The organism is Bacillus sp. 5w2 (assembly GCF_054353775.1).
Genome location: NZ_JBTIWT010000003.1, coordinates 322,065 through 346,019, shown reverse-complemented (window position 1 = coordinate 346,019; position 23,955 = coordinate 322,065). Strand labels below are relative to the sequence as shown.

The following is a 23,955-nucleotide window of genomic DNA, read 5'->3' as shown; positions in this document are numbered from 1 at the left end:
GCAGCTATTGCTGCTTCTTTTTTTACGATTCAAATAAATGATGGAATAATCGATCGCGATTTTCAAAGAAAAGTTTCGTCGTTTGGTAATGCTCGGTTTCTTCTAATGTGGATTCGTGAATTCCTTCTTGTGTTAAAGAATAAATAGTGGATTCAGGATAAGCCATTAAAATAGGAGAGTGAGTTGCGATAACAAATTGTGAACCTTGTTCCGCTAGTTCGTGCATTCGAATGAGCATGGAAAGTTGTCTCATTGGTGATAGAGCGGCCTCAGGCTCATCTAAAATGTATAAACCTTGTCCTGAAAAACGATTCATAAATAAGGAGAAAAATGATTCACCATGGGATTGCTCATGAAGTGAAACACCTCCATAAGATTTTATAGCATCTATTTCATCAATATAAGAAGCAACGTTATAAAATGATTCAGCGCGAAGAAAGAAACCGTCGTTTGGTGTATTGAAACTTTTGGAAATTCGAAGGTATTCATGTAAAGTTGAATGTGAATCGTTTGTGCTAAAGCGGAAGTTTTTCGTTCCACCTTCTGCATTAAATCCTAAAGCAATTGCAATTGCTTCGAGTAATGTTGATTTACCCGTTCCGTTTTCTCCAATAATGAATGTTACATTTGGATGAAAAGCTAATGATTGTAATGTTCGGATAGCGGGTAGACAGTAAGGATATACGGAAAAACTAGGGATATTTTCTTTTTTTAATGTGACATTTTTTAAAAAGGGTACGTCAATCAATATATAAACCTCAATTCATAACGGATTTTGATTCTAAAAAGGCAGCAAATATAAGTGTAAGACAGCTTGCGGCTAGAATTGTATACTGAAGTGCGCCAAAACCGAGACCTTCCCAGCCGAAAGTCATCCTCTTCCATATAAAAATGAAAAGAACGCTCATAAAGCCAACGAGAGCAGGTGTGTATTTTATAATTTTTAAATGCTTCCATAGAAAAAATCCAATGTATGTACTTAAAAACAAGGTAAACAGAACAAGAAAGAAGACTAGTGTTAATGACACGTGAACCCCTTCTTATTTTCTAAATATTCCATGTGGATTATAACATGGAAACTATCATATTCCAATGTGAAAATAAATATTGCATCAAGATCAATTCTCTCGTTATGATAGATGGTATTCTATTGAAGATATGAAAAGGAGTTAACATATGCCGTTTACATTCGCACATCCAGCAGCAGTTCTTCCTTTTGTGAAAAAGCAGTCCAAATATATTTCAGTAACGGCTCTTATATTAGGGAGTATGGCACCTGATTTTGAATATTTTTTACACTTTAGACCGTATGGTGTTATTGGGCATACATGGCTTGGGTTCTTATATTTAAATTTACCACTTGTATTTCTGTTAGCATACATATATCATTACATTTTAAAAAAGCCGTTTATAACACATTTACCTAAACCATTTGCTGGCTATTATACATATGCAGTAGATAAGAGGTGGGGGCTTCATACATGGAAGGATTTCTTTGTATTTTGCTATTCTGCTTTATTTGGTATGCTAACGCATGTCGTTTGGGATGCGTTTACTCATAATACAGGCTATTTCGTTAGGGTAATACCATTTTTACAAAGAGAATTATATAGTATTCCAGTGTATAAATATATGCAACACGGTAGTACATGTGTTGGTTTATTATTACTATTATACGCACTATGGAAGTGTAGAGATGAAACAGGGAAAGATATTATGATAGCTGCAGAAAAAAGGAAGTATTGGGTTTCGGCAATCATTGTGACAGCTCTTATATGTATCGTTCACGCGTTCGTAAATCCCTATTTTCATATTTTCCAAATAGGAGGTATAATAGTATCTGGACTGACAAGTTCGTTTTGTGGACTTCTCATTGTTTCTATAGTTTACAAGGCTAGGGACTAATTTATATTAATGAATCATAGTGTTAGGAGAAATTATATGATGAAAGCATGGAAAAGTATTTTTGTTTTATGTAGTTTTCTTCTTATGTTAAGTGGTTGCTTCCATCAAGAAGAAAAGAAAGTTGAACCGAAGAAGAAAGAATCTATTCCTGAAACAAAAGAATATGGCGGGCGTGAGCTGAAAAAAGTAGGACAAAAAGTGAAAGAAACAGGGTGGGGTACTTTTAAGTTAGAACAGATTCAATCTGTGAATCAAACATTTGAAGCAGCACCAATGAAAATTCATGTACAAGAGGTGAAAGTAATCTCTTTATCACAGATGAGTGAAAAGGCAAAAAATACATTAAAAATATATACGGCATTAACTCCTGAAGAAGTAAAGCGTAGATTAGGAGATAAAGTAAGTCAAGAGGATGCAGAATTATATGCATCGCTAAGTGGAACAGAGATTAGTGATACGATTCGTTACGTTGAAATTACATATAAGGTGGAAAATAGCGGGAATAAAAATATGCAATTTTTCTCTATGAATGATGTTGCGATTAACGATAAGCAACATTTTAAAGTAGCGACTCAAAACTTTTTATATGATGAGGACACGCTAGTTGGTACAAAAAATGTATCAAGAGAAGACTATAAGCCTGGTGAAACAAGAGATGGTATTATCGGTTTAATACTTGATGATGGAAAAGAGAAGGTAAAGGATATTAGGTTTACAACAGATAACGTAGTGGCAGGAGATACAGAAACGCAAGACGTTGTAAAAGAGCCACAAACTTTTACTATCTCACTTTCTGAGTAAGATGTTTTTAAAAACATGTAAGAAAAAACAGTCAGCACTTAAAATATTATGCTGACTGTTTTTTCTGTTCTTTTATGTATGAATCTACATTTTGAAAAGGTACCTTAATTTTAAACGCATCTTTTTGTTCATTAAATTGCTTTTCATTATAGGGACCGAAACGTTTATTATGCTTTACGTCAATAATCCAATAATGTTCACTTTTTTTATTTGCAATTGCTGCGTCAGGGTTATTCGGATCCGACTTATCCTCAGTTTGTTTTGCAATAATGTATTTATCATCCCAACCAATGTCTGTAATTTTTGCAGGGATGTATTGTGTGGCATATACAGCATCTTGCGTGGGGAAAAGTTCAAATGCATTCCCAGAAGTACGTATGAGTTCGTATTCATCGTTAATCGTATAAGCTATATGATTTGTATTTCCTGCACAACCGGTTAATAGGAAGGTGATAAATAGGATTATCCATTTTTTCAATATGGGAACCTCCTTTACAATGCTGTTGTAACACATTGTACAAGAAAAGTAAGAGAAACGCTAGTTTACAATGTTTTTTAGAAGTGGTACGATGAGACGGGTAAAGAAGGATATGAAGGAGTCGACATAAAATGAAGTTAAAGATGCATCGTCCAGCGCTTGTAATGAATCGCATAGGTGCTTCCCTAATTGATATGTTTTTAATCTCGGTTATGTATGGTGCAGTAGTAGCTGTTATGACCGGAAATTATAGTGCTATTTTTAATCGCTTTAATATTAGTTTTGGTGATTATAGATATGATCTTGCAGTAGTTTTTATATTAATGGCGATATATTTTATTTTGGTACCCTTTATTTGGAACGGTGTTACACTTGGTAAAAAGATAACGAGAATAAAATTAATTTCATTGAAGAGTGAAAAGTTAACATTGCAAACATTAATTATAAGATTTTTTGTATTGTTATTACCGAACATATTACTACTTGGAATTCCGATATTATGTAACGTATATATGATGTTATTCCGCAAAGATAATTGTGGTTTTCAGGATTTAATTACAAAAACGAAAGTGATAAGTCTTGTATAATACACAGAGCCCTTTTTATTTCTAAATAAAAAGGGCTTTTTTATCCCGCTATTTGCGTAGCCCGATTGGCAGGGGCTACTAGTCAGTGTGAGGATGGCCCTCCTCACGGATGAAAGTTTCACCAATATATTTTGAGAGTGATAAACTAAGTAAAAAGTAAGCTACATCATTTTAATTTCAATAGATTGAAAATTAAGAAAATGTTATAATAATTAAAATAATATCTTTATATAATAAGGGGGAAATTGAAATGACTGGAGGTAGCGTAATCTTTTGGGGGATTTTAATTTTCATCGGTTTAGTTTTCGATCAGCGTAATAGTAAGAAAAAAGAAGGAGTAAAAAAGTAATCGCTTACAAATAAAAGAGCAACTTTTCTTGCTTGCAGACTAATCTCATAAAGCAGTATACTGAATGCGGTAAGACTTAAAGAAGGGGTAATGAAAATGAAGCTTGCAGGAAAAGTTGCTATCGTAACTGGTGGTGGCATCGGTATTGGACGTAATACAGCTCTTTTGTTGGCTAAACAAGGCGCAAAAGTGATTGTGACGGACATTGATCAAGAAAGTGGACAAGCAACAGTGGAGGAAATTACGAATCTAGGCGGAGAAGCCCTTTTTGTATCCTATGATATGGAAAAACAAGGAGATTGGCAACGCGTAATCAGTATTGCTTTGAATGCATTCAGTCGCATTGATATGCTTTTTCAAAATGCTGGTTTATATAAAATAGATTCTATTTTTTCTCGCCAACAAGAGAACGATTCCAATGTACTTTGTATTAATGACGTTTGGATAGAGATAAAACAATTAACGTCATCTTTTATGAAACAGCAAGAAGAAGTGGTGCTGAGTGACTTACCGATTTTCGGTATTATTGGCACGAAAGGACAATCATTTCATACAGTAGAAGCCCTCGTATAATAATGAAAACCGCCCTCGATATATGTGGACGGTTTTTTTGTATGTTATATAGAAAAATATTTTTTAACGAATACGTTGTTCAGTTTGACTATCAAAGAAATGCGCTTTATTCATATCAAACGCTAGTTTAATTTGATCTCCAGGTGAAAATGTATGTCTTGCATCAACACGTGCTGCAAAATCTTGACTTCCAAGTTTCATATATAAAATGGATTCAGCACCTAACAACTCAGCAACTTCGATTTTTGTTGTGAAATTAGTAGATTGTGAAGCTTCTAAGAATAATAGTTCATCATGAATGTCCTCAGGACGAATACCTAAAACAATTTCCTTATTTACATAGCCTTGTTCACGTAGCATCTTCATTTTTCCTTCAGATACTTTGATTTTTATTACATTATCTATAACGAAATCGGTTTCAGTTAATTTACCACGGAAGAAATTCATTGCTGGAGAACCGATAAATCCACCAACGAAAATGTTTTCAGGTGTTTCATATACTTCTTTTGGAGTGCCGATTTGTTGAATCTTTCCGTCTTTCATAACAACGAGACGTGAAGCCATTGTCATTGCCTCTGTTTGATCATGTGTTACATAAATTGTTGTCGTTCCAAGGCGGTGGTGTAATTTAGAAATTTCTGAGCGCATTGCAACACGTAATTTAGCGTCTAAGTTGGATAAAGGTTCGTCCATTAAGAAAACTTTCGCGTCTCGAACGATTGCTCTACCTAACGCGACACGTTGACGTTGTCCACCAGATAACGCTTTCGGTTTTCTATCTAAATATTGTTCCAGTCCTAAAATTTTTGCTGCATCTTTCACACGACGATCGATTTCATCTTTTGGTATTTTTCTAAGTTTTAATCCAAATGCCATATTATCATACACACTCATATGTGGATATAAAGCATAGTTTTGGAAGACCATTGCGATATCGCGATCTTTTGGAGGGACATCATTCATTAGCTTACCATCAATTGAAAACTCTCCTTTTGAAATATCTTCAAGTCCAGCCACCATTCGTAATGTTGTAGATTTTCCGCATCCAGAAGGACCGACAAAGACGATAAACTCTTTATCTTGAATGTGTAAATTAAAATCGGTTACAGCTGTTACGTTATTATCATATATTTTATAAATGTTTTCTAATTTCAATTCTGCCATGGTATTGCCCCCTAGAAAAATTATGCAAACGTTTTCTTTGAGTTCATTATAAACTAATAGATTCAAAAAATAAACAAAAATATAAAACGTTTTCATTTATTAGAGGAATATTAGTAATTTTCGTATGTTTTCTTAGAAAAATAAGAACAAAAGTTGTAAGCGCTATTTTAAATTAAGATAGAATCTGTTATCATTCATTAATGAAAACGTTTGCGCCTTAAAAAAGAGAAAATCGAATTATTAATGAAATGGGGTAGCATAATGGAAAAACAGTGGTGGAAAGAAAGTATAGTATATCAAATTTATCCTCGTAGCTTTATGGATAGTAACGGTGATGGTATTGGGGATCTTCGTGGTATTATTTCAAGGCTAGACTACTTAAAAGAATTAGGGATTAATGTCATTTGGTTATCCCCAGTCTATGAATCTCCAAATGATGATAATGGTTATGATATAAGTGATTATTGTAAAATTATGAACGAGTTCGGAACAATGGAAGATTGGGACGAGCTATTACATGAAATGCATGAACGTAATATGAAACTTATGATGGACTTAGTTGTTAATCATACTTCTGATGAACATAATTGGTTTATTGAATCACGTAAATCAAAAGATAATACATATAGAGATTACTATATATGGCGTCCTGGAAAAGAGGGAAAAGAGCCGAATAACTGGGGAGCGGCTTTTAGTGGATCTGCATGGCAGTATGATGAAATAACAGATGAATATTATTTACATCTGTTTTCTAAAAAACAGCCAGATTTAAATTGGGATAATGAAAAGGTAAGACAAGATGTTTATGAAATGATGAAGTTTTGGTTAGAAAAAGGAATTGATGGATTCCGTATGGATGTAATCAATTTTATTTCTAAAGAAGAAGGTTTACCAACTGTTGAAACAGAGGAAGAGGGATATGTTTCAGGTCATAAGCATTTTATGAACGGCCCAAATATTCATAAATACTTGCATGAAATGAATGAGGAAGTATTGTCTCATTATGATATTATGACAGTTGGTGAAATGCCTGGTGTAACGACAGAAGAAGCGAGATTGTATACTGGGGAAGAACGAAAAGAATTGCAGATGGTATTCCAATTTGAACATATGGATTTAGATTCGGGAGAAGGCGGAAAATGGGATGTAAAACCATGTTCACTCCTTACTTTAAAAGAGAATTTAACAAAGTGGCAAAAAGCATTAGAGAATAAAGGATGGAATAGTCTGTATTGGAATAACCATGATCAGCCTCGCGTTGTATCTCGTTTTGGTAATGATGGAATGTATCGCACTGAATCTGCGAAAATGTTAGCGACGGTGCTTCATATGATGAAAGGAACACCGTATATTTATCAAGGAGAAGAAATCGGAATGACGAACGTTCGATTCCAATCGATTGATGAATATCGAGATATTGAAACATTAAATATGTATAAGGAAAAAGTTATAGAGCGCGGTGAAGATATAGAGAAAGTGATGCAGTCTATTTATATAAAAGGCCGAGATAATGCTAGAACACCGATGCAGTGGGATGATGAGAATCATGCTGGATTTACAACAGGTGAGCCGTGGATCTCGGTAAATCCTAATTATAAAGAAATTAATGTGAAGAGTGCAATCCAAGATGAAAACTCAATTTTTTATTACTATAAAAAATTAATTGAGTTACGCAAAAATAATGAAATAGTTGTGTATGGATCGTATGATTTAATATTAGATAATAATCCTTCTATTTTTGCATACGTAAGAACATATGGAGAAGAAAAACTTCTTGTTATTGCAAACTTTACGGCGGATGATAGTGTATTTGAAATGCCTGAGGATATTAGTTATAGTGAATCAGAGTTATTCATACACAATTACGACGTAGAGAGTGGATCAATAGATAACATTACATTACGTCCATATGAAGCGATGGTATTTAAATTAAAATAAAAAAATCCTTATGCCACACCTTGGCATAAGGATTTTTTATTACCATTTTAAGATTGAAAATCCATATGGAGGAAGTGTAACTTGTAATGCACTTGCTTCCGCTGAAAATTCTTCGTTTGTATAAATGTTAATGATTTTCTTTCCAGTAACATGGAGAGGCAGTGAAGCTGTAACATCACTATTAGTCGGATTTAAAACGAAAAAGATAGTTTCATCTTTATATGTTTTCGTATAAGAAATATAATTATGTTCATCATTTGCTTCGATGAATTGGAAAGTACCATGTCCTCCAAATGCTTTATATTGTTTCCGTAATGAAATTAATGTTTGTACATGTGTAAATAATAGATGATCTTGTTCTTTCGTATCCCAAATCATACATTTGCGGCAATCTGGGTCCATACCGCCGTCCATACCAATTTCGTCTCCATAATAAATACAAGGAGAGCCGATGAAAGAAAGATGGAATACATAAAGTAGCTTTAACTTATTTTTATCTCCGTTACATGTTGTCAATATTCTTGGTGTATCATGGCTGTCTAATAAATGAAACGCTGCTTCATTTACATTCATAGAATAGGAATGTAGAGATTCTGTAATTTGTTTCATAAATTCATTTGCCTTAATGGAATCGTTAGCAAAGTAAGATAGTAGAGCATTTGTAACAGGATAGCTCATTACAGCATCAAATTGATCTCCTTGTAGCCATGGAAGTGCATCGTGCCAAATTTCGCCTAAAATATATACTTCAGGATTTAATGCCTTTATCTCACTTCGGAATTCTCTCCAAAAGCTGTGGTCGACTTCATTTGCTACATCAAGGCGCCAACCGTCTATATTGAATTCTCTTACCCAATAACGCCCTACTTCAAGTAAGTATTCTTTTACATCTGGGTGTGCTGTATTTAATTTAGGCATATACGGTGTAAACGCAAAAGTATCATAATTCGGAAGGGGCTCAGTTCTAATTGGGAACTCATGAATATGGAACCACTCTTTATAAGCTGATTTCTCACCATTTTCTAGTACGTCTTGAAATTTATCGAAAAAGTATCCGCTATGATTAAACACGGCATCGAGCATTACTTTTATACCGTGTGTATGACATGCCTGAACGAGCTCTTTGAAAGTTTCTTTTGTGCCAAATTGCGGATCGATTTCCATGTAGTCAATCGTGTCATATTTATGATTTGAATGTGCTTTGAAAATAGGTGTGAAATATATTCCCGAAATTCCAAGCTTCACAAGGTAATCAAGGTTTTGAATAATACCAGCAAAATCTCCCCCGAAAAAATTAGTTGGAGTTGGCTCAGCGCTGCCCCAAGGAAGGGTGTTTTCTGGATTTAATGCACGATCCCCATTCGCGAACCGTTCTGGGAAAATTTGATACCAAACGGTGTCTTTAATCCAAGAAGGTGCTTTGAATACATCGTTTGCATGAATAAATGGGAAACAGAAAAAGTTACCAACATCATCATTTGGAATATTGGAAAAAAATCCTCGCTCTGCATAAATAAGAGTTTCTGTATCATTTTTTAATTCGAATCCATAACGTAAGCGCTTAAATTTTGGTTCGATGGAAATAGACCAATAATCAAACAATGCAGTAGAACCAGTTTTTTTCATCAGTGTACTTGATGAAATCCATTTCCCATCTTTCCATTCGTATGGATCACCGTAAATAAGAGTTGTACTGTGAACATCGTCTTTCTTTGTGCGCATACGAATGTGAATTGTTTTTTCATCGTAAGCGTATGCATAATTATCTTTTGGCCTATGATAAATGGCTTCTTTAAGCATATAGAAAATCCCCCTTTAATATCTCCATGCATATTATTCCCTTAAGTATAATAATAAAGCGTATGTTGCAAACGATTGCTTTTTACATGGCTTTAATATTGCTTATAAGAGTAGTATTCATTTCATATAAAGTCAATGTATAAAGAGTATAGTAATAATATTTTAAAATTAATATTTGCAAAATGAATAAAAGAATGTATAATGATAGACAAATAGCGCAAACGTTTTCATAGATTGATATATTGTTTGCGCTTCTATTAAACTATTCAATGCAAACGTTTTCAATTAGTGAGGTACATATACAATTTTGGGAGGTTTTTGGGATGAAGAAAGCATTATCATTATTAACGGTTTCAGCATTATCAATTGGTATGTTATCTGCATGTGGACCGAAAGATTCAGGGAAAAAAGAAGAAAGTAAAGCAAAGAAAGATTATGATCTTCTCGTTTGGGAAGATGATAAAAAAGGTGTTGGTTTAGAACCAGCAGTGAAAAGCTTTGAGGAAAAATATAAAGTAAAAGTAAAAGTTGTTGAAATGCAAATGACAGATCAAGTGAAGAAGTTACGCCTTGATGGACCAGCGGGGACGGGACCAGATGTTGTAACATTGCCACATGACCAAATAGGAAACGCAGTAACAGAAGGTTTACTTTCTGAAGTGAAAGCTGATGATGCTGTAAAGAGTAAATTTACTGATTTATCAATAGAAGCACAGACATATAATGGGAAATTATATGGTTTACCAAAAGCGATTGAGACACCAATCTTTATTTACAATAAAAAATTAATGCCAAAAGCACCAGAAACGATGGACGAGCTGTTTAACTTCTCAAAAGAATTTACGAAGGATGGCAAGTACGGATTCTTAACATTAGGAGATAACTTCTACTTTGCTAATGCATTCATGGCAGGTATGGGTGGTTATGTGTTTGGTGAAAAAGATGGAAAGCCAAATGCAAGTGATGTTGGATTAAATAATAGCGGAGCAGTACAAGGTGCTGAATATCTTCAAAAATGGTACAAAGAAAAGTTATTCCCGAAAGGTATTATCGGTGAATCTGGTGGACCTGCTGCTGATGGACTATTTAACGAAGGAAAAGCAGCATCTATCATGAACGGCCCATGGGCGTTCCAAGCAATGGAAAAGAACGGAATTGATTATGGTGTGGCTCCAATGCCGAAATTACCAAATGGTCAACCGATGAAAACATTTGTTGGGGTTAAAGGATGGCATGTAACAAGTTTCTCTAAACAAAATGATTTAGCTACAAAGTTCACTGAATGGGTAACGAATGAAGAAAACGCAAAAATTCGATTTGAGAAAACAAAAGAAATTCCTCCAGTAAAATCAGTAATGGAAGATCCAATTATTAAAGAAAATGAAGCTGCAAAAGCAGTTGCAACGCAATCAGAAAATGGCATTCCAATGCCAAACATTCCAGAAATGCAAGAAGTATGGAAACCAGCTGGGGATGCACTTCAATTAGTTGTTACAGATAAAGAGGCACCAAAAGCAGCACTTGATAATGCTGTGAAGCAAATTAAAGGTAATATTGAGGCAAATCATAGTAAGAAAAAATAAGGTGAAATTCGTGCCTCTAGTATGAGAGGCACGAATTCTCTCCCAGAAAAAAGGGGGAAGGAACATGCAAACATCTATGGAACCAGCAAACGTCATAAATGGTTCAAAACATAGGAAAATGGCAACCATGTTATCAATCATTCCAGGCATGGGCCAAATGTATAATAAACAATTTGTAAAAGGTCTTATTTTTCTAGTATTAACAGGTTCATTTATTGTAGCCTTTGCTGATTTATTAAATATGGGATTATGGGGAATTGTAACGCTTGGTACAGAAGTTCCACGTGATCATTCTGTCTTTCTATTAGTGGAAGGGATCTTGGCACTTATCGTCATCGTGTTTGGACTCGGAATATATGGATTTAATTTATATGATGCATACCAAAACGGGAAGAAACGTGATATAGGAACCCCATTAAACTCTGTAAAAGAGCAATACCGTAATTTACTAGATCAAGGTTTTCCATATTTAATGGTTTCGCCAGGTTTTCTATTACTTATCTTTGTAGTTGTATTCCCAATCATCTTCGTAATTTTAATTGGATTTACGAATTATGATTTATATCATTCTCCTCCAGCTAAATTAGTAGATTGGGTCGGATTTAAAAACTTTATTGATATCTTTACATTACCGATGTGGAGAGAGACATTTTTAAGTGTATTCTCTTGGACTGTCATTTGGACATTCGTTGCAACGACATTACAAGTTGCGCTTGGTATTTTCTTAGCGATTATCGTAAATCAGCCTGGTATTAAAGGGAAGGCAATTATTCGAACAATCTTCATTTTACCGTGGGCGGTCCCAGCATTCGTATCTATTCTTGTTTTCTCTGGTATGTTTAATGAAACATTTGGAGCAATTAACAATCAAGTATTGGCTTTATTCGGAATTGAAAAGATTGCTTGGATGACAGATCCATTTTGGGCGAAGATTGCTTTAATTATGATTCAAACGTGGCTTGGATTCCCGTTCGTCTTTGCAATGACGACAGGTATATTGCAATCGATTCCAGGAGAATTATATGAAGCAGCTACAGTAGATGGAGCTACAGCGTGGCAACAGTTTCGTAAAATTACATTGCCACTCGTTCTATATGCAACAGCACCAATATTAATTACGCAATATACGTTTAACTTTAATAACTTTAGTATCATCTATCTATTTAACGGCGGAGGTCCTGCTGTAGCTGGACAAGACGCAGGTGGAACAGATATTTTAATTTCATGGATTTATAAGTTAACGATGACTTCGGCGCAGTACGGGAAAGCAGCAGCTCTTACAATGATCTTATCGTTAATCGTTATTACAGTTGCGTTATGGCAATTTAAGAGAACAAAATCATTCCAAGAAGAGGATATGATGTAAATGAATATTAAAAGACAAAAGATGTTACGTCTCTCATTAAGTTATTTCGTTATTTTCGTAATGTGTGCCATCATTTTCTATCCATTATTATGGATTATTGGCTCATCATTTAATCCGGGTGATAGTTTATCTGGATCAAGTATTATTCCGCAAAATGCAACGTTAGATCATTATCGTAAGTTATTAGATTTAGAGAATAGTAATTATTTACTATGGTATAAAAACACATTAAAAGTAAGTGTTTTAACGATGATTTTCTCAGTATTAGCAATTAGTTTTACTGCTTATGCATTTTCGAGATACCGTTTTGTTGGAAGAAAAAATGGTTTATTAACATTTTTAATTCTGCAAATGATTCCAAACTTTGCAGCGTTAATCGCTCTATACGTATTAGCGCAGTTAACAGGATTAATTGATACGCACCTTGCATTAATTTTAATTTATGTAGGCGGGGCAATCCCAATGAATACATGGCTTATGAAAGGGTATTTTGATACGATTCCGAAAGAATTGGATGAGTCAGCTCGTATGGATGGGGCAGGACATTTCCGTATTTTTTGGCAAATCATTATGCCGCTTGCAAAGCCAATCGTAGCAGTTGTAGCGTTATTCACTTTCATCGGTCCATTTACAGATTTCATTTTAGCGAGTATTATTTTGCGCACACCAGAAAATTATACTTTAGCAGTTGGCTTATATGAAATGGTAGCGAAGAAATTTGGTAATGAATTTACAACGTTTGCAGCGGGTTCAGTATTGATTGCGATTCCAATTTCAATTTTATTCCTATCACTACAAAAATACTTTATCTCTGGTTTAACTGCTGGAGGTACGAAAGGATGAAAAATGGGACATTACGTCCCATTTTTCTTTTCATCTCCCTATAAAAAACTTTATAGGGAGATGAAAAGAGATTTGACATCACATATGAAAAGAAGTGAAATAAATAGTATATTATAGTATAGGAAAAAAGAGCTATATCCCTTACAATACATGGAGAGGGAGAATATGATAGGTTTTGCAAGATAGTATCAATGAAAGTTTATGACTTCTCCTATTACTTGCAATGGGTGCAAGATGAAAATATATATAATGGCAGAGAAGTGAAAGGAGGGGGATTTTTATGACAGTTACAATTAAAGATGTGGCGAAGAAGGCAAACGTAGCACCATCTACCGTTTCTCGTGTAATTGCTGATAATCCAAGTATAAGTGAAAAAACAAAGCGTCGTGTTCGGAAAGTAATGAGTGAACTAGGGTATCATCCCAATTTAAACGCAAGAAACCTAGCTAACCAAACAACAAAAACACTTGGACTTGTTATGCCGAGTTCTGCAAGTAAAGCTTTTCAAAATCCGTTTTTCCCAGAAGTTATAAGAGGGATTAGTTCATTTGCACATGTGGAAGGATACGCGCTTTATATGTCGACAGGTGAAACGGAAGATGAAATTTTTAATGGTGTTGTAAAGATGGTACAGGGGCGCCAAATTGGTGGCATTATTCTTTTATATTCAAGAGAGAATGATCGGATTATTCAATATTTGCATGAACAAAATTTCCCGTTTGTTTTAATTGGGAAACCATATGATCGAAAAGATGAAATTACATATGTAGATAATGACAATTATACAGCTGCAAGAGAAGTAGCAGAATATTTGATTTCATTAGGTCATAAACAAATCGCGTTCATCGGCGGTGGATCAGATTTACTTGTAACGAGAGATCGTTTGGCTGGTATGAGTGATGCTTTAAAATTAGCAGACATTGTATTACCGAAAGAGTATATTTTACATTTTGATTTTTCAAGAGAAAGTGGTCAACAAGCTGTTGAGGAATTAATGGGGCTGAAGCAACCACCCACAGCAATTATGGCAACGGATGATTTAATTGGACTTGGTGTGCTAAGTGCACTTTCTAAAAAAGGATTTGTTGTACCGAAGGATGTTTCCATTGTAAGCTTTAACAATGCGTTATTATCAGAAATTGCGAGTCCGCCACTTTCGACAGTTGATGTGAATATATATCAGCTAGGATATGAAGCTGCAAAAGCTTTAGTTGATAAAGTAGAGAATGCTGAGTCGACTGCAAAGTGTATTATTATTCCGCATAAATTACTGAAGCGTCAAACCTGTGATCATTATGCATAAAAAAAGCTAAGAGTTTAACTCTTAGCTTTTTGTTGTAGAAAGGCTTCTAAACGGTCACAGCCTTCTTTTAAAGTTTCGATACTATACGCATAGGATAAGCGAAGGTAGCCTTCACCATATTCAGAGAATGCTGTTCCAGGAACGACGGCTAGTCCAGCTTCTTTGACGAGATCAAGTGCAAAATCAAATGATGAAGATGTTAAATGGCCAACATATGGGAATAAGTAAAATGCACCTGTTGGCTTTTCAACTGTTAAGCCCATTTGAATGAGTCTATTATATACGTAATCACGGCGTTTTTTGTATTGGTGGCGCATCATTTTTGGTGCATCTTTAGCAGCTGTTAATGCTTCAATTGCAGCATATTGAGCGATTGAAGTAGCGCACGTTACGTTGTATTGATGAACTTTTAATATATGTCCTGCTAAATAGCTTGGTGCGAATAATAGACCGATACGCCAGCCAGTCATAGAATGAGATTTTGATAAACCGTTAATGACGATCGTCTTTTCACGCATTTCTGGGAAATGAGCGATAGATGTATGCGTTTGTTCATATACAAGTTCGCTATAAATTTCATCAGAAAGGACGAAAATGTTTTTATCTTTTAAAACATCTACAATAGCTTGTAGTTCTTCTTTTGATAAAGTTACACCAGTTGGATTAGAAGGATACGGCAGTACGACGCATCTCGTTTTTTCTGTAATGGCATTTTCTAGTGCTTCGGCTGTTAAACGGAACCCAGTTTCACGAACATCGATAAAAATAGGTGTAGCGCCGCATAATCGAATAATCGGTTCGTATCCTGGATAAATAGGAGCAGGTAAAATGACTTCTGTTCCTGGCTCTAAAATCGTTCGAAATGCAACATCAATTGCTTCACTGGCACCGATTGTAACGATGGTTTCGTTTTCAGGTGAATAAAGTAAATCGTAGTTATTTTTTACAAAGTTACAAGCTGCCTTGCGTAATTCTAGTAAACCGGCGTTATGTGTATAGCTTGTATAATTTTCTGTAATAGCCCGTTTTGCCGCTTCTTTTACAAGAGAAGGTGTAGGGAAATCGGGTTGTCCAATTGTTAAAGAGATAAGATTATCATAGCTTTGAATCATGTTAGAGAATTGACGGATTCCAGAAATTTGGATATCCTTCACTCTAGGATTAATGAATTGTTCCATTGTATCTCCCTTTCTTCCGTTTGAAAATTAAGTTCATTTTAACATATTTTCTATGATTTCGCTTGCGTATATGTTATGTAAAAAGAGAGGGATAATAGAAAAAAAGCCGCTGTAAGCGACTTTTTAATATCCGTACTCCCAATCTATTTCATCTTCATTCCAAAGTACAGAGGATACTTTGCCAAGGTGAACAACTGATTCATTCACAGCACATGTGCAATTTTCTTCTCCTGTTTTATGCTGTAACTCTTCATATACTGATTTTTCAACATTTTCTAGAACGACCAAATTTTCTTCTTTTAAAACAAGCGTAGTACCCGCCATATTTATCTTCCTCCTACTAAAATAATGATCACTTATTTGTAAACATAGATAGTATGGATTATATGCTGTATTTTGCTATAGTTGTCCGTCTCATGAAGTATTTTTTATTTTCTTTGTAATCCGTATTCATTGTATACTGCCCGACGTAAATTTGGTACAGGGTTTACATTCATTTCGAAAATCTGTAACAATTATTATGTGTTGTTAACAAAGAATTAACAAATATGTTAAGAAAAATCAAAATTTTAAAACAAATAAACCCGTAAAATGATATAATCATATCAAAATACATATAGGGGATGAGAGGCTATGGAGCTGATCCGTGATTTAATGATCCAAATTGCCATCATTATTTTGCCATTATTTTTATATGAAGCGATTCGTTTAAATCGTTATCAAGAAATGCCTCCGAAGCCGAACCGCTACTTTATTATGTTTTTATCCAGCATTACACTTGTTCTCTCCATGACATACTCTATTTGTTTTGGTGACGTTTGTGGGTATAACTTTCACCCAATCCCGATTGTTAGTGGTTTTCTATACGGTGGGATTGTTGGTTTAATCCCGGCCGTTATTTTTGTTGCATCTGAATGGGCGCTCAAGGGAATGAGCCTTCTTCCAGTCATAGAAGTACTATTTTTATTGATAGTTCCATTATTTTTATCAAAGAAATGGTCTCTATTTTCAAGGGACAAGAAGCTAATTTTAGCATTTATGATTTCATCATTGTACGTACTTGTTTCTTTAGTGATTGGCATGATTAACGTTCTGTTAGAAACGGGGTTTACACCGTATATTTCGAACCTATATAGCGGATATATATTTGCTTCGCTTACTATGGTTATGACAATGGTATTTCAGGTGTACTTAACGGAATATTTAAATGAAAATGCAATACTACGTACAGAGATGCAAAAATCAGAAAAGCTTAATATTGTAAGTGAGTTAGCAGCAAGTGTTGCACATGAGGTTCGAAACCCGCTCACTGTTGTTCGTGGTTTTATTCAATTGCTAGAAAGTACAGAAGATGTGAAGAATAAGGATTATATGCGTCTCGTATTAGCTGAATTGGACCGGGCAGAACAAATTATTTCAGATTATTTGAATTTAGCAAGGCCACAAATTGAGAAAAAAGAACACATTTGCTTATCAGCTCAATTAATAGAAATGACAACTCTTATGTCATCATTTGCAGCGATGCAAGGTGTATATTTACAAGTTGAGATTTCTGAAAGTCTTTATACGATCGGTGATAAGACGAAATTGAAGCAAGCAATTATGAATGTTGTTAAAAATGGTATTGAAGCAATTCAAGGAAATAAAGGATACTTAAAAGTAACCGCTATGCAAAAAGATGAAACGATTGTAATAAGAGTTAAAGATAGTGGTGTTGGAATGACGAACGAACAGTTAGGAAGGCTGGGACAACCATATTATTCTTTAAAAGAAAAAGGGACAGGATTAGGGCTTATGGTAACTTTTAGTATTTTACAAGCACATAATGGTACACTGGAATATAAAAGCGAAAGTGGGAAAGGAACTGAAGCAATTATTATATTACCAGCTGTAAAAAATAAGGAATAAAAGTTACCGGTGGAAGGTAACTTTTTATTTTATATTGTTTATTCATTTGTTTTTTCTTGTTTTGTTCGACTAAATAAACTTTTAAATGATTGCAAGAATCCTTGCTCTTTTGAGGCAGCAACCATTCTTTTTGTTTCTTGAATTTCACGAATAACTTGCATAAGTTGTGCATCACGATTACTGTCTTTATTATAAATTTGATTAACGAGTTTATTCATTTTTTCTTCCTGCTTAGATTCTCGTTTATACATATGATTCATTAATAAGTCCATCTTTTCTTTTTGCAGGGCATCTGTTTGAGCTGCATGATCTACTAACTCTTGTAGCATTTTTTCTTGAGAGCCTTCTTTTACATAAACTTGTTGCATCAATTCATCTAGCTTTTCATCTTTTAAACGATTTTGGGTAATAAGGGTAGAATTTTGATGAATAATTGCTTCATTTAATTGAGCGAGCATTTCAAGTTTTAACATGAACTCCTCAAAGTTACGCCCATCTTCTTTTTCTTTCGTTTGTATTTCTTGCTTATCTTGTATAGCGGGTACAGGCGGGGCCTCTTTTTCTTTTAAAATAATAGGTATCGTTTCTGAAATATCTTCTTGTAGTGTAGCAGCTCTTTCATGTATAGATTTCAATAGTTTTAAATCATCCAGTTTATAAATACGAGCGTCAGCTGTTTTGGAAATGATGTAACCATGATCCTCTAACAGTTGACTATATTTGCGAACTATATGTTTTGGGATGCCTGTTTTATTCGTGACATCTTTCGTTTTATAGGTAGCTTCCATAATATTTCCTCCCCAAAAAGTATCGTATATATCATTTCAATCTTTTATGAGGACTTCCTTTGAAAAAGAATGTCGGAAGGTTATTAGTTTTCTACAGCATTAGTGAAAAGATGAAGGAAAATGAGAGTTTTTTGGCGGAATGGCGAAGAAGAGCTAAAATAATGTCTGAAAACATATACAGGAGAAGTTTGTTATAATAACTGAGGAAAAGAAACTGGTAGAATCATGGAGGTATACATGAAGCAATTAAAAGGTATTATCATTTCAATTATTGCAATTCTTTCTATTGTAGTAGCGGTGTATGAAGTACTTGTTCCAGAAGAAACAAGTATCAAAAAAACAAATGCGTATGATCAAGTTCTAGAATTTCCGAAAGAGCGATATCCAGAGACAGGGAAACATATTACGGATGCTATAAAAGAAGGGCATTCAGAAGTTTGTACAATCGACCGTGGTGGCGCTGCGGATAGAAGAAAATTATCGTTAGCTCCATACCCATCAAAAAAAGGGTATGATCGTGATGAATGGCCAATGGCGATGTGTAAAGAAGGCGGAAAAGGAGCACATATTGAATATATAAGTCCAGCCGATAATCGCGGGGCAGGGTCTTGGGTAGGAAATAAGTTAGATAAATACCCAGATGGTACACGTGTGAAATTTGACGTAAAGTAGTAGTTGCATATTTCATAATGAAGGAGAAGTGACCTATGGAGTTAACAATTTCGTATTCGCAATTAATGTTGATGAACTATGACGGTGATCAGCCTTACGTTGACTGGACGGATGAAGATTTTGAAAGAGGTTATGCGAAGGCGGATGGAACTGTTATTTTTGAAGCACTCTCTGATTATACTTGTGAAGTAAAAGTGACTTGCGGGAAGCATATTGAGAAAGAAGAAGTGATTAGAACGGTTACAGTTCCTTTTACAATTGAAAATGAATGTATCGTTGTAACAAGTATTCTTTCAAATAAATTTCAAATCCCTATTCCGAATGGTGAGTATACAGTTGTATTACAGGCAACTCCTCTTGAAGAACCAACGGATGATGAATTATATAAAATACAATACGAATTCTTTTTTGAAAGTAAAGAATAAAAAATGGGTTATCCTCAAAAAGGATAACCCATTTTTGTTATGCGTTTGTTTTTAGTAGGGAACGAGCATCTTTTGCTGCTTGCACCATGTGTTCTAAAGCCGGGATAACTTCTTCCGTTCTTCTCGTTTTTAAACCACAATCAGGATTAATCCAGAAATATTTAGGATCGCATACTTCTAAAGATTGTTCCACGATTTTATACATTTCATCTTTACTCGGTACACGTGGACTATGAATATCATATACACCTAGACCGATGCCTTTTTCATATGTTGTATGTTTTAATGTATCAATAAATTCTCCGTGGCTTCTTGATGTTTCGATAGAAATCACATCTGCATCTAATGCGCGAATCGCGTCAACAATATCTTCGAAATTACTGTAACACATATGCGTATGAATTTGTGTTTCATTTGCTACAGAAGAAGTTGCTAAAAGGAAGGATTGTACTGCCCATGTAATATAAGCGTCCCAATCTTTTTCTTTTAGTGGCATTCCTTCACGAAGTGCTGGCTCATCGACTTGGATTACTCGAATTCCGGAAGATTCAAGTAGTTCAATTTCGTGACGAAGAGCTAATGCAATTTGATACGAAACTTCTTTTCTTGGAATGTCATTTCGAACGAAAGACCAATTTAAAATCGTAACAGGTCCAGTTAACATTCCTTTTACAACTTTCTCTGTTAAGCTTTGTGCATAAACTGTTTCCTTAATAGTCATTCCGTTAATAAAGGCAACATCACCATAAATAACAGGTGGTTTTACGCAGCGAGAACCGTATGATTGTACCCAACCGTTTTTAGTGAATGAGAAACCAGCAAGGCGCTCACCGAAATATTCGACCATGTCAGTTCTTTCGAATTCACCATGTACAAGGACATCAAGACCAATTTCTTCTTGGTAACGAATCCATTTTTCTGTCTCTTTTTCAATAAATTGCTCATATTGTTCATTTGAAATAACACCGTTACGCCATTCTTTTCGCGTTTGACGAACTTCAGTTGTTTGCGGGAAGCTACCAATAGTCGTTGTTGGTAATAACGGTAACTCTAGGGCAACTTGTTGTAATTCGTATCGTTTTTCAAATGGAAGAGGACGTGAAAAATCTTCTTCTTTTAGTGCTGTTCGTGCTGCTTTGACATCTTCACGGTTACGTACAGCAGATGAACGAATTGTATGATGTACATTTCGATATGTTTCTAGCTCATTACTAATACTTTCTGTACCTTTAGTGAGAGCAGAGTGAATGAGAACTAACTCTTCTAATTTTTGATTTGCAAATGCTAATGCATCGAATAGTTCAGTCGATAAGTGAGTTTCTTCTGTTTTATCGATTGGTGTATGCAATAAGCTACAAGAAGGCTGAACGATGAAATCTTTCGTTTGGACTTGTTTTTGTAACGTTGTAAATAGCGTAAGAACTTCATCAAGGTCAGCTCTCCAAATGTTACGGCCATCTATACAACCGACAGCTAAAGTTTTATCAGCTGGGAATCCATATTTTGAAATAGCATGTAGATTACCTTCTTTACCATGAACGAAATCTAATCCAATACCGGATACAGGGAATGTAATAATTTCTTCATAGTTTTCTTCTACACTATCAAAATATGTTTGTAAAAGAAGATTCACATTTGGAACTTCTTTACGAATAGCTTCATAAATTTCTTTTGCTTGTTGAACTTCTTCTTTCGTTAAAGAAGCGAAAATCGGTTCATCAACTTGAATGACTTGTGCACCAGCTGCATGCAATTCTGAAAGCAGTTGTACGTAAGGTGCAACTAATTGTTTTAAAATGGTAGTAAATTGCTCTTGTGTATAGCCTTTAGCTAATTTTAAGAAAGTATATGGTCCTAAAATAACAGGCTTTCCATCTACTCCTAATTCTTGTTTTGCCTCTTCGTATAAGCGAAGTGGACGATTATCTTTTAAAGAGATTTGTAATCCCTCTTCATATTCAGGAACGATATAATGATAGTTTGTGTTAAACCATTTTGTCATTTCGGAAGCTACGTGATCTTTAGAGCCACGCGCCATTGCGAAATATACATCAAGGTAAGATGTAAACTCAGAAAAACGTGATGGGATAAATCCTAGCATATAAGCAGTATCCAAAACGTGATCATAATATGTAAAGTCGCCAATTGGAATGAGTTCAATCCCTTTTTCTTGCTGTACTTTTACGTGTTGAAGGCGAATTTCTTTCATTGTTGTTAAAAATTGTTCTTCATCGATTTTATTGGACCAAAAAGCTTCTAATGTTTTTTTCCACTCTCTTTGTAGTCCGATACGTGGATAACCTAAGTTACTCGTTTGAATTGCCATTTTAAATTCCTCCCTAATTGAAAGTAAGCATTTCCGTTTACTAGGAAATACCTATAACAAAAAGTACAAAGGCATAGAAAATAAGCCTTCCTTTTTGTTTTAACACCTCATCATCATCCGTGAATCTATCAGTGTTGTTAAAACAGGCAGGTCTCCTGACTTATGCTTCATATAATTTCTTTCACCTTCCCGTTTTCACAGTGGCACTAAAAAAGAAATCTCAGCATTTACAGTGGCGGGACCGTGCTGGAGTTTCACCAAGCTTCCCTATTAAACACGAAACGAAATGTTCGTGTACCTATTTTCCTTTTGAAAGGAAGTTAACAAGCGATATGATATTGAAACAAATTCTAACACAATTTTTGGAATTTTGTCTACTGTTTTGAAATAAGAAAATTCTAAAGTTTTTTATTTTTTATTATTCTTATTTTTCTGACTAATAAAGAGGGGTGAATTGGATTAAACTTATAAAGAAGTGTGTACTTGTACAGAGATAAGACGCTAGTTATGTTGTTTAACAATCGGTCCATATTCTGGAATAAGGAAGGGGATTGGGGGGTTCATTTCGAAATAGTAAGTTATCACAAAAAAGAACAAGATTGCTGTATAAAGATGAATATACTAAGTTTATAGAAATGGGGAATTTCACTTGGAACAAAGCACACAAAATGTTTATTTACCGCCAAAACATATAGTTTCAGCAGCGACAATTGTAATGAATGAACAAAAAGAAATTCTATTAATTAAGGGACCTAGAAGAGGGTGGGAAATGCCAGGTGGACAAGTCGAAGAAGGAGAGTCTTTGAAAGATGCTGCAATAAGGGAAACTAAAGAGGAAACAGGTATTGATATTGAGGTTTTAAAGTTTTGTGGAGTATTCCAAAATGTGAATCATTCAATATGTAATACGTTGTTTTTAGCTAGGCCAGTTGGCGGTAAATTAACGACTACATCAGAAAGTTTGGAAGTAGGGTTCTATCCTATTGAGCAGGCGTTAGAAATGGTGAATTTTATGAATTTCAGACAAAGGATTGAATACAGTTTGGATGAAAACCAACATCCTTTTTATATAGAGTTTTAAGAAACAACCTTCCATTATGGGACGTTAGTGATGAATAAATCTTAGATTTTTAAACGACTGTATTGTTATATTTTTGAGCGCAGTGAAGTATCTTATATCGAAAATTAAACAGCTATATGATACCCCTGTCCTAAATTAGAACGGGGGTATGCTTATTTTAGGGTTTAAAAGTAAATAACTTTATTGTCTTTTTACAGTTTCTTCTTTATCTTCATCTATATCAATTTCTGAAAGTCGCCCTGCAACTGCATCTGTAAGAAGGGTGTTTAACCATTGCAATTCAACTGTAATATGTTCAATAACGCTTTGCAAAATATATAGTTGTGCACGTGGAATTTGGCCTTTGCTACAATCATAAATAGTTTGCATATTATGTAAATATTGAATGGTATCATTTTTCTTCTTTTCTAAAATAGGAACTAACTCTTGATCATTACCAAACTGAGCGAAAGAGAGTGCTGAATAAATTGGTTTATATATTTGGTTTTTTGCTTCGAATTGCTTTAATAGTAACGTGTGAAATAACCGTTTACCTTCTTCTGTTATATGAAAGATTGTTTTATCTGGTCTATTCGTGTCTCGAACAATCGTGGTAATACGAATTGCACCTTGCTTTTCTAATTGTTCGAAGGCGTAGTAAAGTGATCCTTTTGCATATTTAATATAACAATCCATTTGTCTTTCTTTCATGATGTGTTGCACTTCATATGGATGTTTATCCCCTTCGAGTAGCAAGCCGAGAATGACTAATTTCATGCTCATTCTGTTTCAACTCCTGTATATAGAAACTTTATCCCTCACCAATCGGGATAATAATCAGTGGGAATGGTTCCTTACTGATTAAAGATTTACTTTATATATTATAAACGGCATACCCTTTTTCATAA

24 protein-coding genes and 1 riboswitch are annotated in these 23,955 nt (G+C 34.6%); of the genes, 14 read left to right on the top strand and 10 right to left on the bottom strand.

Annotated features, from left to right (window positions below; genetic code table 11):
- Positions 1-22: 22 nt before the first annotated feature.
- On the bottom strand, positions 23-748 hold the full coding sequence (locus tag ACXY7N_RS09135; protein ID WP_088084319.1) for an AAA family ATPase: 726 nt from the start codon (positions 746-748) through the stop codon (positions 23-25).
- Between the two features lie 10 nt (positions 749-758).
- Complete coding sequence (locus ACXY7N_RS09130; RefSeq protein ID WP_116363359.1) at positions 759-1,028, bottom strand: hypothetical protein; 270 nt, start codon at positions 1,026-1,028, stop codon at positions 759-761.
- Between the two features lie 148 nt (positions 1,029-1,176).
- Here ACXY7N_RS09130 and ACXY7N_RS09125 point away from each other — a divergent pair, with 148 nt between their 5' ends.
- Both ACXY7N_RS09125 and ACXY7N_RS09120 read left to right on the top strand, forming a co-directional pair.
- Positions 1,177-1,905 (top strand): DUF4184 family protein, encoded by a 729-nt coding sequence (locus ACXY7N_RS09125; RefSeq protein ID WP_016086476.1) that lies wholly within the window; start codon positions 1,177-1,179, stop codon positions 1,903-1,905.
- 36 nt (positions 1,906-1,941) lie between these two features.
- Positions 1,942-2,706 carry a hypothetical protein gene (locus ACXY7N_RS09120; protein ID WP_098986066.1) on the top strand — a complete coding sequence of 255 codons (765 nt, stop codon included), beginning with the start codon at positions 1,942-1,944 and terminating at the stop codon, positions 2,704-2,706.
- 46 nt (positions 2,707-2,752) lie between these two features.
- On the opposite strand, the gene ACXY7N_RS09115 is transcribed toward ACXY7N_RS09120, so the two are convergent.
- Positions 2,753-3,184, bottom strand: a complete 432-nt coding sequence (locus ACXY7N_RS09115) for a DUF3997 domain-containing protein (protein ID WP_016086478.1) — start codon at positions 3,182-3,184, stop codon at positions 2,753-2,755.
- A gap of 131 nt (positions 3,185-3,315) precedes the next feature.
- On the opposite strand from ACXY7N_RS09115, the gene ACXY7N_RS09110 reads away from it, so the two are divergent.
- The 3 genes from ACXY7N_RS09110 (at position 3,316) to ACXY7N_RS09100 (ending at position 4,693) form a co-directional block, all read left to right on the top strand.
- Positions 3,316-3,771 (top strand): RDD family protein, encoded by a 456-nt coding sequence (locus tag ACXY7N_RS09110; protein WP_016086479.1) that lies wholly within the window; start codon positions 3,316-3,318, stop codon positions 3,769-3,771.
- Between the two features lie 250 nt (positions 3,772-4,021).
- Positions 4,022-4,120 (top strand): hypothetical protein, encoded by a 99-nt coding sequence (locus tag ACXY7N_RS09105; RefSeq protein WP_000145657.1) that lies wholly within the window; start codon positions 4,022-4,024, stop codon positions 4,118-4,120.
- 96 nt (positions 4,121-4,216) lie between these two features.
- Positions 4,217-4,693, top strand: coding sequence for an SDR family NAD(P)-dependent oxidoreductase (locus tag ACXY7N_RS09100; protein WP_016086480.1), 477 nt, complete (start codon positions 4,217-4,219; stop codon positions 4,691-4,693).
- Positions 4,694-4,756: 63 nt separating this feature from the next.
- Here ACXY7N_RS09100 and ACXY7N_RS09095 read toward each other — a convergent pair whose 3' ends face one another.
- Positions 4,757-5,857, bottom strand: a complete 1,101-nt coding sequence (locus ACXY7N_RS09095; protein WP_016086481.1) for an ABC transporter ATP-binding protein — start codon at positions 5,855-5,857, stop codon at positions 4,757-4,759.
- Positions 5,858-6,118: 261 nt separating this feature from the next.
- Here ACXY7N_RS09095 and malL point away from each other — a divergent pair, with 261 nt between their 5' ends.
- Positions 6,119-7,795, top strand: a complete 1,677-nt coding sequence (gene malL, locus ACXY7N_RS09090; RefSeq protein ID WP_033659764.1) for an oligo-1,6-glucosidase — start codon at positions 6,119-6,121, stop codon at positions 7,793-7,795.
- 39 nt (positions 7,796-7,834) lie between these two features.
- On the opposite strand, the gene ACXY7N_RS09085 is transcribed toward malL, so the two are convergent.
- On the bottom strand, positions 7,835-9,595 hold the full coding sequence (locus tag ACXY7N_RS09085; protein ID WP_016135283.1) for an alpha-glycosidase: 1,761 nt from the start codon (positions 9,593-9,595) through the stop codon (positions 7,835-7,837).
- A 323-nt stretch (positions 9,596-9,918) separates the two neighbouring features.
- Between ACXY7N_RS09085 and ACXY7N_RS09080 the strand changes: the two genes are divergently transcribed.
- The 4 genes from ACXY7N_RS09080 to malR all read left to right on the top strand — a co-directional run bounded on the left by ACXY7N_RS09080 (position 9,919) and on the right by malR (position 14,690).
- On the top strand, positions 9,919-11,178 hold the full coding sequence (locus ACXY7N_RS09080) for an extracellular solute-binding protein (RefSeq protein ID WP_016086484.1): 1,260 nt from the start codon (positions 9,919-9,921) through the stop codon (positions 11,176-11,178).
- Between the two features lie 64 nt (positions 11,179-11,242).
- The gene (gene malC / locus ACXY7N_RS09075) at positions 11,243-12,544 is read left to right on the top strand and encodes a maltosaccharide ABC transporter permease MalC (protein ID WP_016086485.1); all 1,302 of its coding nucleotides are present in this window, start codon (positions 11,243-11,245) and stop codon (positions 12,542-12,544) included.
- Positions 12,545-13,387: a maltosaccharide ABC transporter permease MalD gene (gene malD, locus ACXY7N_RS09070; protein ID WP_001022595.1), complete on the top strand. Its 843-nt coding sequence runs from the start codon at positions 12,545-12,547 to the stop codon at positions 13,385-13,387.
- Positions 13,388-13,667: 280 nt separating this feature from the next.
- Positions 13,668-14,690, top strand: coding sequence for a maltose operon transcriptional repressor MalR (gene malR / locus ACXY7N_RS09065; RefSeq protein ID WP_016086486.1), 1,023 nt, complete (start codon positions 13,668-13,670; stop codon positions 14,688-14,690).
- 14 nt (positions 14,691-14,704) lie between these two features.
- Here the strand turns inward: malR and ACXY7N_RS09060 are convergent, their stop codons facing one another.
- Both ACXY7N_RS09060 and ACXY7N_RS09055 read right to left on the bottom strand, forming a co-directional pair.
- Positions 14,705-15,868, bottom strand: a complete 1,164-nt coding sequence (locus ACXY7N_RS09060) for an aminotransferase A (RefSeq protein ID WP_016086487.1) — start codon at positions 15,866-15,868, stop codon at positions 14,705-14,707.
- A 123-nt stretch (positions 15,869-15,991) separates the two neighbouring features.
- On the bottom strand, positions 15,992-16,192 hold the full coding sequence (locus ACXY7N_RS09055; protein ID WP_000929285.1) for a hypothetical protein: 201 nt from the start codon (positions 16,190-16,192) through the stop codon (positions 15,992-15,994).
- Positions 16,193-16,501: 309 nt separating this feature from the next.
- On the opposite strand from ACXY7N_RS09055, the gene kinB reads away from it, so the two are divergent.
- A complete protein-coding gene (kinB, locus tag ACXY7N_RS09050) occupies positions 16,502-17,776 on the top strand; it encodes a sporulation sensor histidine kinase KinB (protein ID WP_016135282.1) in 1,275 nt (424 codons plus the stop codon).
- A 38-nt stretch (positions 17,777-17,814) separates the two neighbouring features.
- Here kinB and ACXY7N_RS09045 read toward each other — a convergent pair whose 3' ends face one another.
- A complete protein-coding gene (locus tag ACXY7N_RS09045) occupies positions 17,815-18,564 on the bottom strand; it encodes a DUF3967 domain-containing protein (protein ID WP_016086489.1) in 750 nt (249 codons plus the stop codon).
- 237 nt (positions 18,565-18,801) lie between these two features.
- On the opposite strand from ACXY7N_RS09045, the gene nucA reads away from it, so the two are divergent.
- Both nucA and comJ read left to right on the top strand, forming a co-directional pair.
- On the top strand, positions 18,802-19,236 hold the full coding sequence (gene nucA, locus ACXY7N_RS09040; RefSeq protein WP_000811502.1) for a DNA-entry nuclease: 435 nt from the start codon (positions 18,802-18,804) through the stop codon (positions 19,234-19,236).
- Between the two features lie 35 nt (positions 19,237-19,271).
- Positions 19,272-19,661 (top strand): competence protein ComJ, encoded by a 390-nt coding sequence (gene comJ / locus ACXY7N_RS09035; RefSeq protein ID WP_000424013.1) that lies wholly within the window; start codon positions 19,272-19,274, stop codon positions 19,659-19,661.
- Positions 19,662-19,698: 37 nt separating this feature from the next.
- Here comJ and metE read toward each other — a convergent pair whose 3' ends face one another.
- Complete coding sequence (gene metE, locus ACXY7N_RS09030; RefSeq protein WP_016135281.1) at positions 19,699-21,987, bottom strand: 5-methyltetrahydropteroyltriglutamate--homocysteine S-methyltransferase; 2,289 nt, start codon at positions 21,985-21,987, stop codon at positions 19,699-19,701.
- A gap of 128 nt (positions 21,988-22,115) precedes the next feature.
- Positions 22,116-22,304, bottom strand: a riboswitch (cobalamin riboswitch).
- A gap of 332 nt (positions 22,305-22,636) precedes the next feature.
- On the opposite strand from metE, the gene ACXY7N_RS09025 reads away from it, so the two are divergent.
- Positions 22,637-23,068: an NUDIX hydrolase gene (locus ACXY7N_RS09025; RefSeq protein ID WP_016135280.1), complete on the top strand. Its 432-nt coding sequence runs from the start codon at positions 22,637-22,639 to the stop codon at positions 23,066-23,068.
- Positions 23,069-23,248: 180 nt separating this feature from the next.
- Here the strand turns inward: ACXY7N_RS09025 and ACXY7N_RS09020 are convergent, their stop codons facing one another.
- A complete protein-coding gene (locus ACXY7N_RS09020; protein ID WP_016135279.1) occupies positions 23,249-23,830 on the bottom strand; it encodes a PadR family transcriptional regulator in 582 nt (193 codons plus the stop codon).
- Between the last annotated feature and the right edge of the window lie 125 nt (positions 23,831-23,955).

What these genes read in the sequence shown, in the direction of transcription:
- ACXY7N_RS09105 (WP_000145657.1), top strand. Translation starts at nt 4,022, where the DNA reads ATGACTGGAGGTAGCGTAATCTTTTGGGGGATTTTAATTTTCATCGGT.
- ACXY7N_RS09125 (WP_016086476.1), top strand. Translation starts at nt 1,177, where the DNA reads ATGCCGTTTACATTCGCACATCCAGCAGCAGTTCTTCCTTTTGTGAAA.
- ACXY7N_RS09085 (WP_016135283.1), bottom strand. Translation starts at nt 9,595, where the DNA reads ATGCTTAAAGAAGCCATTTATCATAGGCCAAAAGATAATTATGCATAC.
- ACXY7N_RS09055 (WP_000929285.1), bottom strand. Translation starts at nt 16,192, where the DNA reads ATGGCGGGTACTACGCTTGTTTTAAAAGAAGAAAATTTGGTCGTTCTA.
- comJ (WP_000424013.1), top strand. Translation starts at nt 19,272, where the DNA reads ATGGAGTTAACAATTTCGTATTCGCAATTAATGTTGATGAACTATGAC.
- malR (WP_016086486.1), top strand. Translation starts at nt 13,668, where the DNA reads ATGACAGTTACAATTAAAGATGTGGCGAAGAAGGCAAACGTAGCACCA.
- ACXY7N_RS09095 (WP_016086481.1), bottom strand. Translation starts at nt 5,857, where the DNA reads ATGGCAGAATTGAAATTAGAAAACATTTATAAAATATATGATAATAAC.
- nucA (WP_000811502.1), top strand. Translation starts at nt 18,802, where the DNA reads ATGAAGCAATTAAAAGGTATTATCATTTCAATTATTGCAATTCTTTCT.
- ACXY7N_RS09120 (WP_098986066.1), top strand. Translation starts at nt 1,942, where the DNA reads ATGATGAAAGCATGGAAAAGTATTTTTGTTTTATGTAGTTTTCTTCTT.
- malL (WP_033659764.1), top strand. Translation starts at nt 6,119, where the DNA reads ATGGAAAAACAGTGGTGGAAAGAAAGTATAGTATATCAAATTTATCCT.
- ACXY7N_RS09060 (WP_016086487.1), bottom strand. Translation starts at nt 15,868, where the DNA reads ATGGAACAATTCATTAATCCTAGAGTGAAGGATATCCAAATTTCTGGA.
- malC (WP_016086485.1), top strand. Translation starts at nt 11,243, where the DNA reads ATGCAAACATCTATGGAACCAGCAAACGTCATAAATGGTTCAAAACAT.
- kinB (WP_016135282.1), top strand. Translation starts at nt 16,502, where the DNA reads ATGGAGCTGATCCGTGATTTAATGATCCAAATTGCCATCATTATTTTG.
- ACXY7N_RS09020 (WP_016135279.1), bottom strand. Translation starts at nt 23,830, where the DNA reads ATGAGCATGAAATTAGTCATTCTCGGCTTGCTACTCGAAGGGGATAAA.
- ACXY7N_RS09080 (WP_016086484.1), top strand. Translation starts at nt 9,919, where the DNA reads ATGAAGAAAGCATTATCATTATTAACGGTTTCAGCATTATCAATTGGT.
- metE (WP_016135281.1), bottom strand. Translation starts at nt 21,987, where the DNA reads ATGGCAATTCAAACGAGTAACTTAGGTTATCCACGTATCGGACTACAA.
- ACXY7N_RS09100 (WP_016086480.1), top strand. Translation starts at nt 4,217, where the DNA reads ATGAAGCTTGCAGGAAAAGTTGCTATCGTAACTGGTGGTGGCATCGGT.
- ACXY7N_RS09110 (WP_016086479.1), top strand. Translation starts at nt 3,316, where the DNA reads ATGAAGTTAAAGATGCATCGTCCAGCGCTTGTAATGAATCGCATAGGT.
- malD (WP_001022595.1), top strand. Translation starts at nt 12,545, where the DNA reads ATGAATATTAAAAGACAAAAGATGTTACGTCTCTCATTAAGTTATTTC.
- ACXY7N_RS09045 (WP_016086489.1), bottom strand. Translation starts at nt 18,564, where the DNA reads ATGGAAGCTACCTATAAAACGAAAGATGTCACGAATAAAACAGGCATC.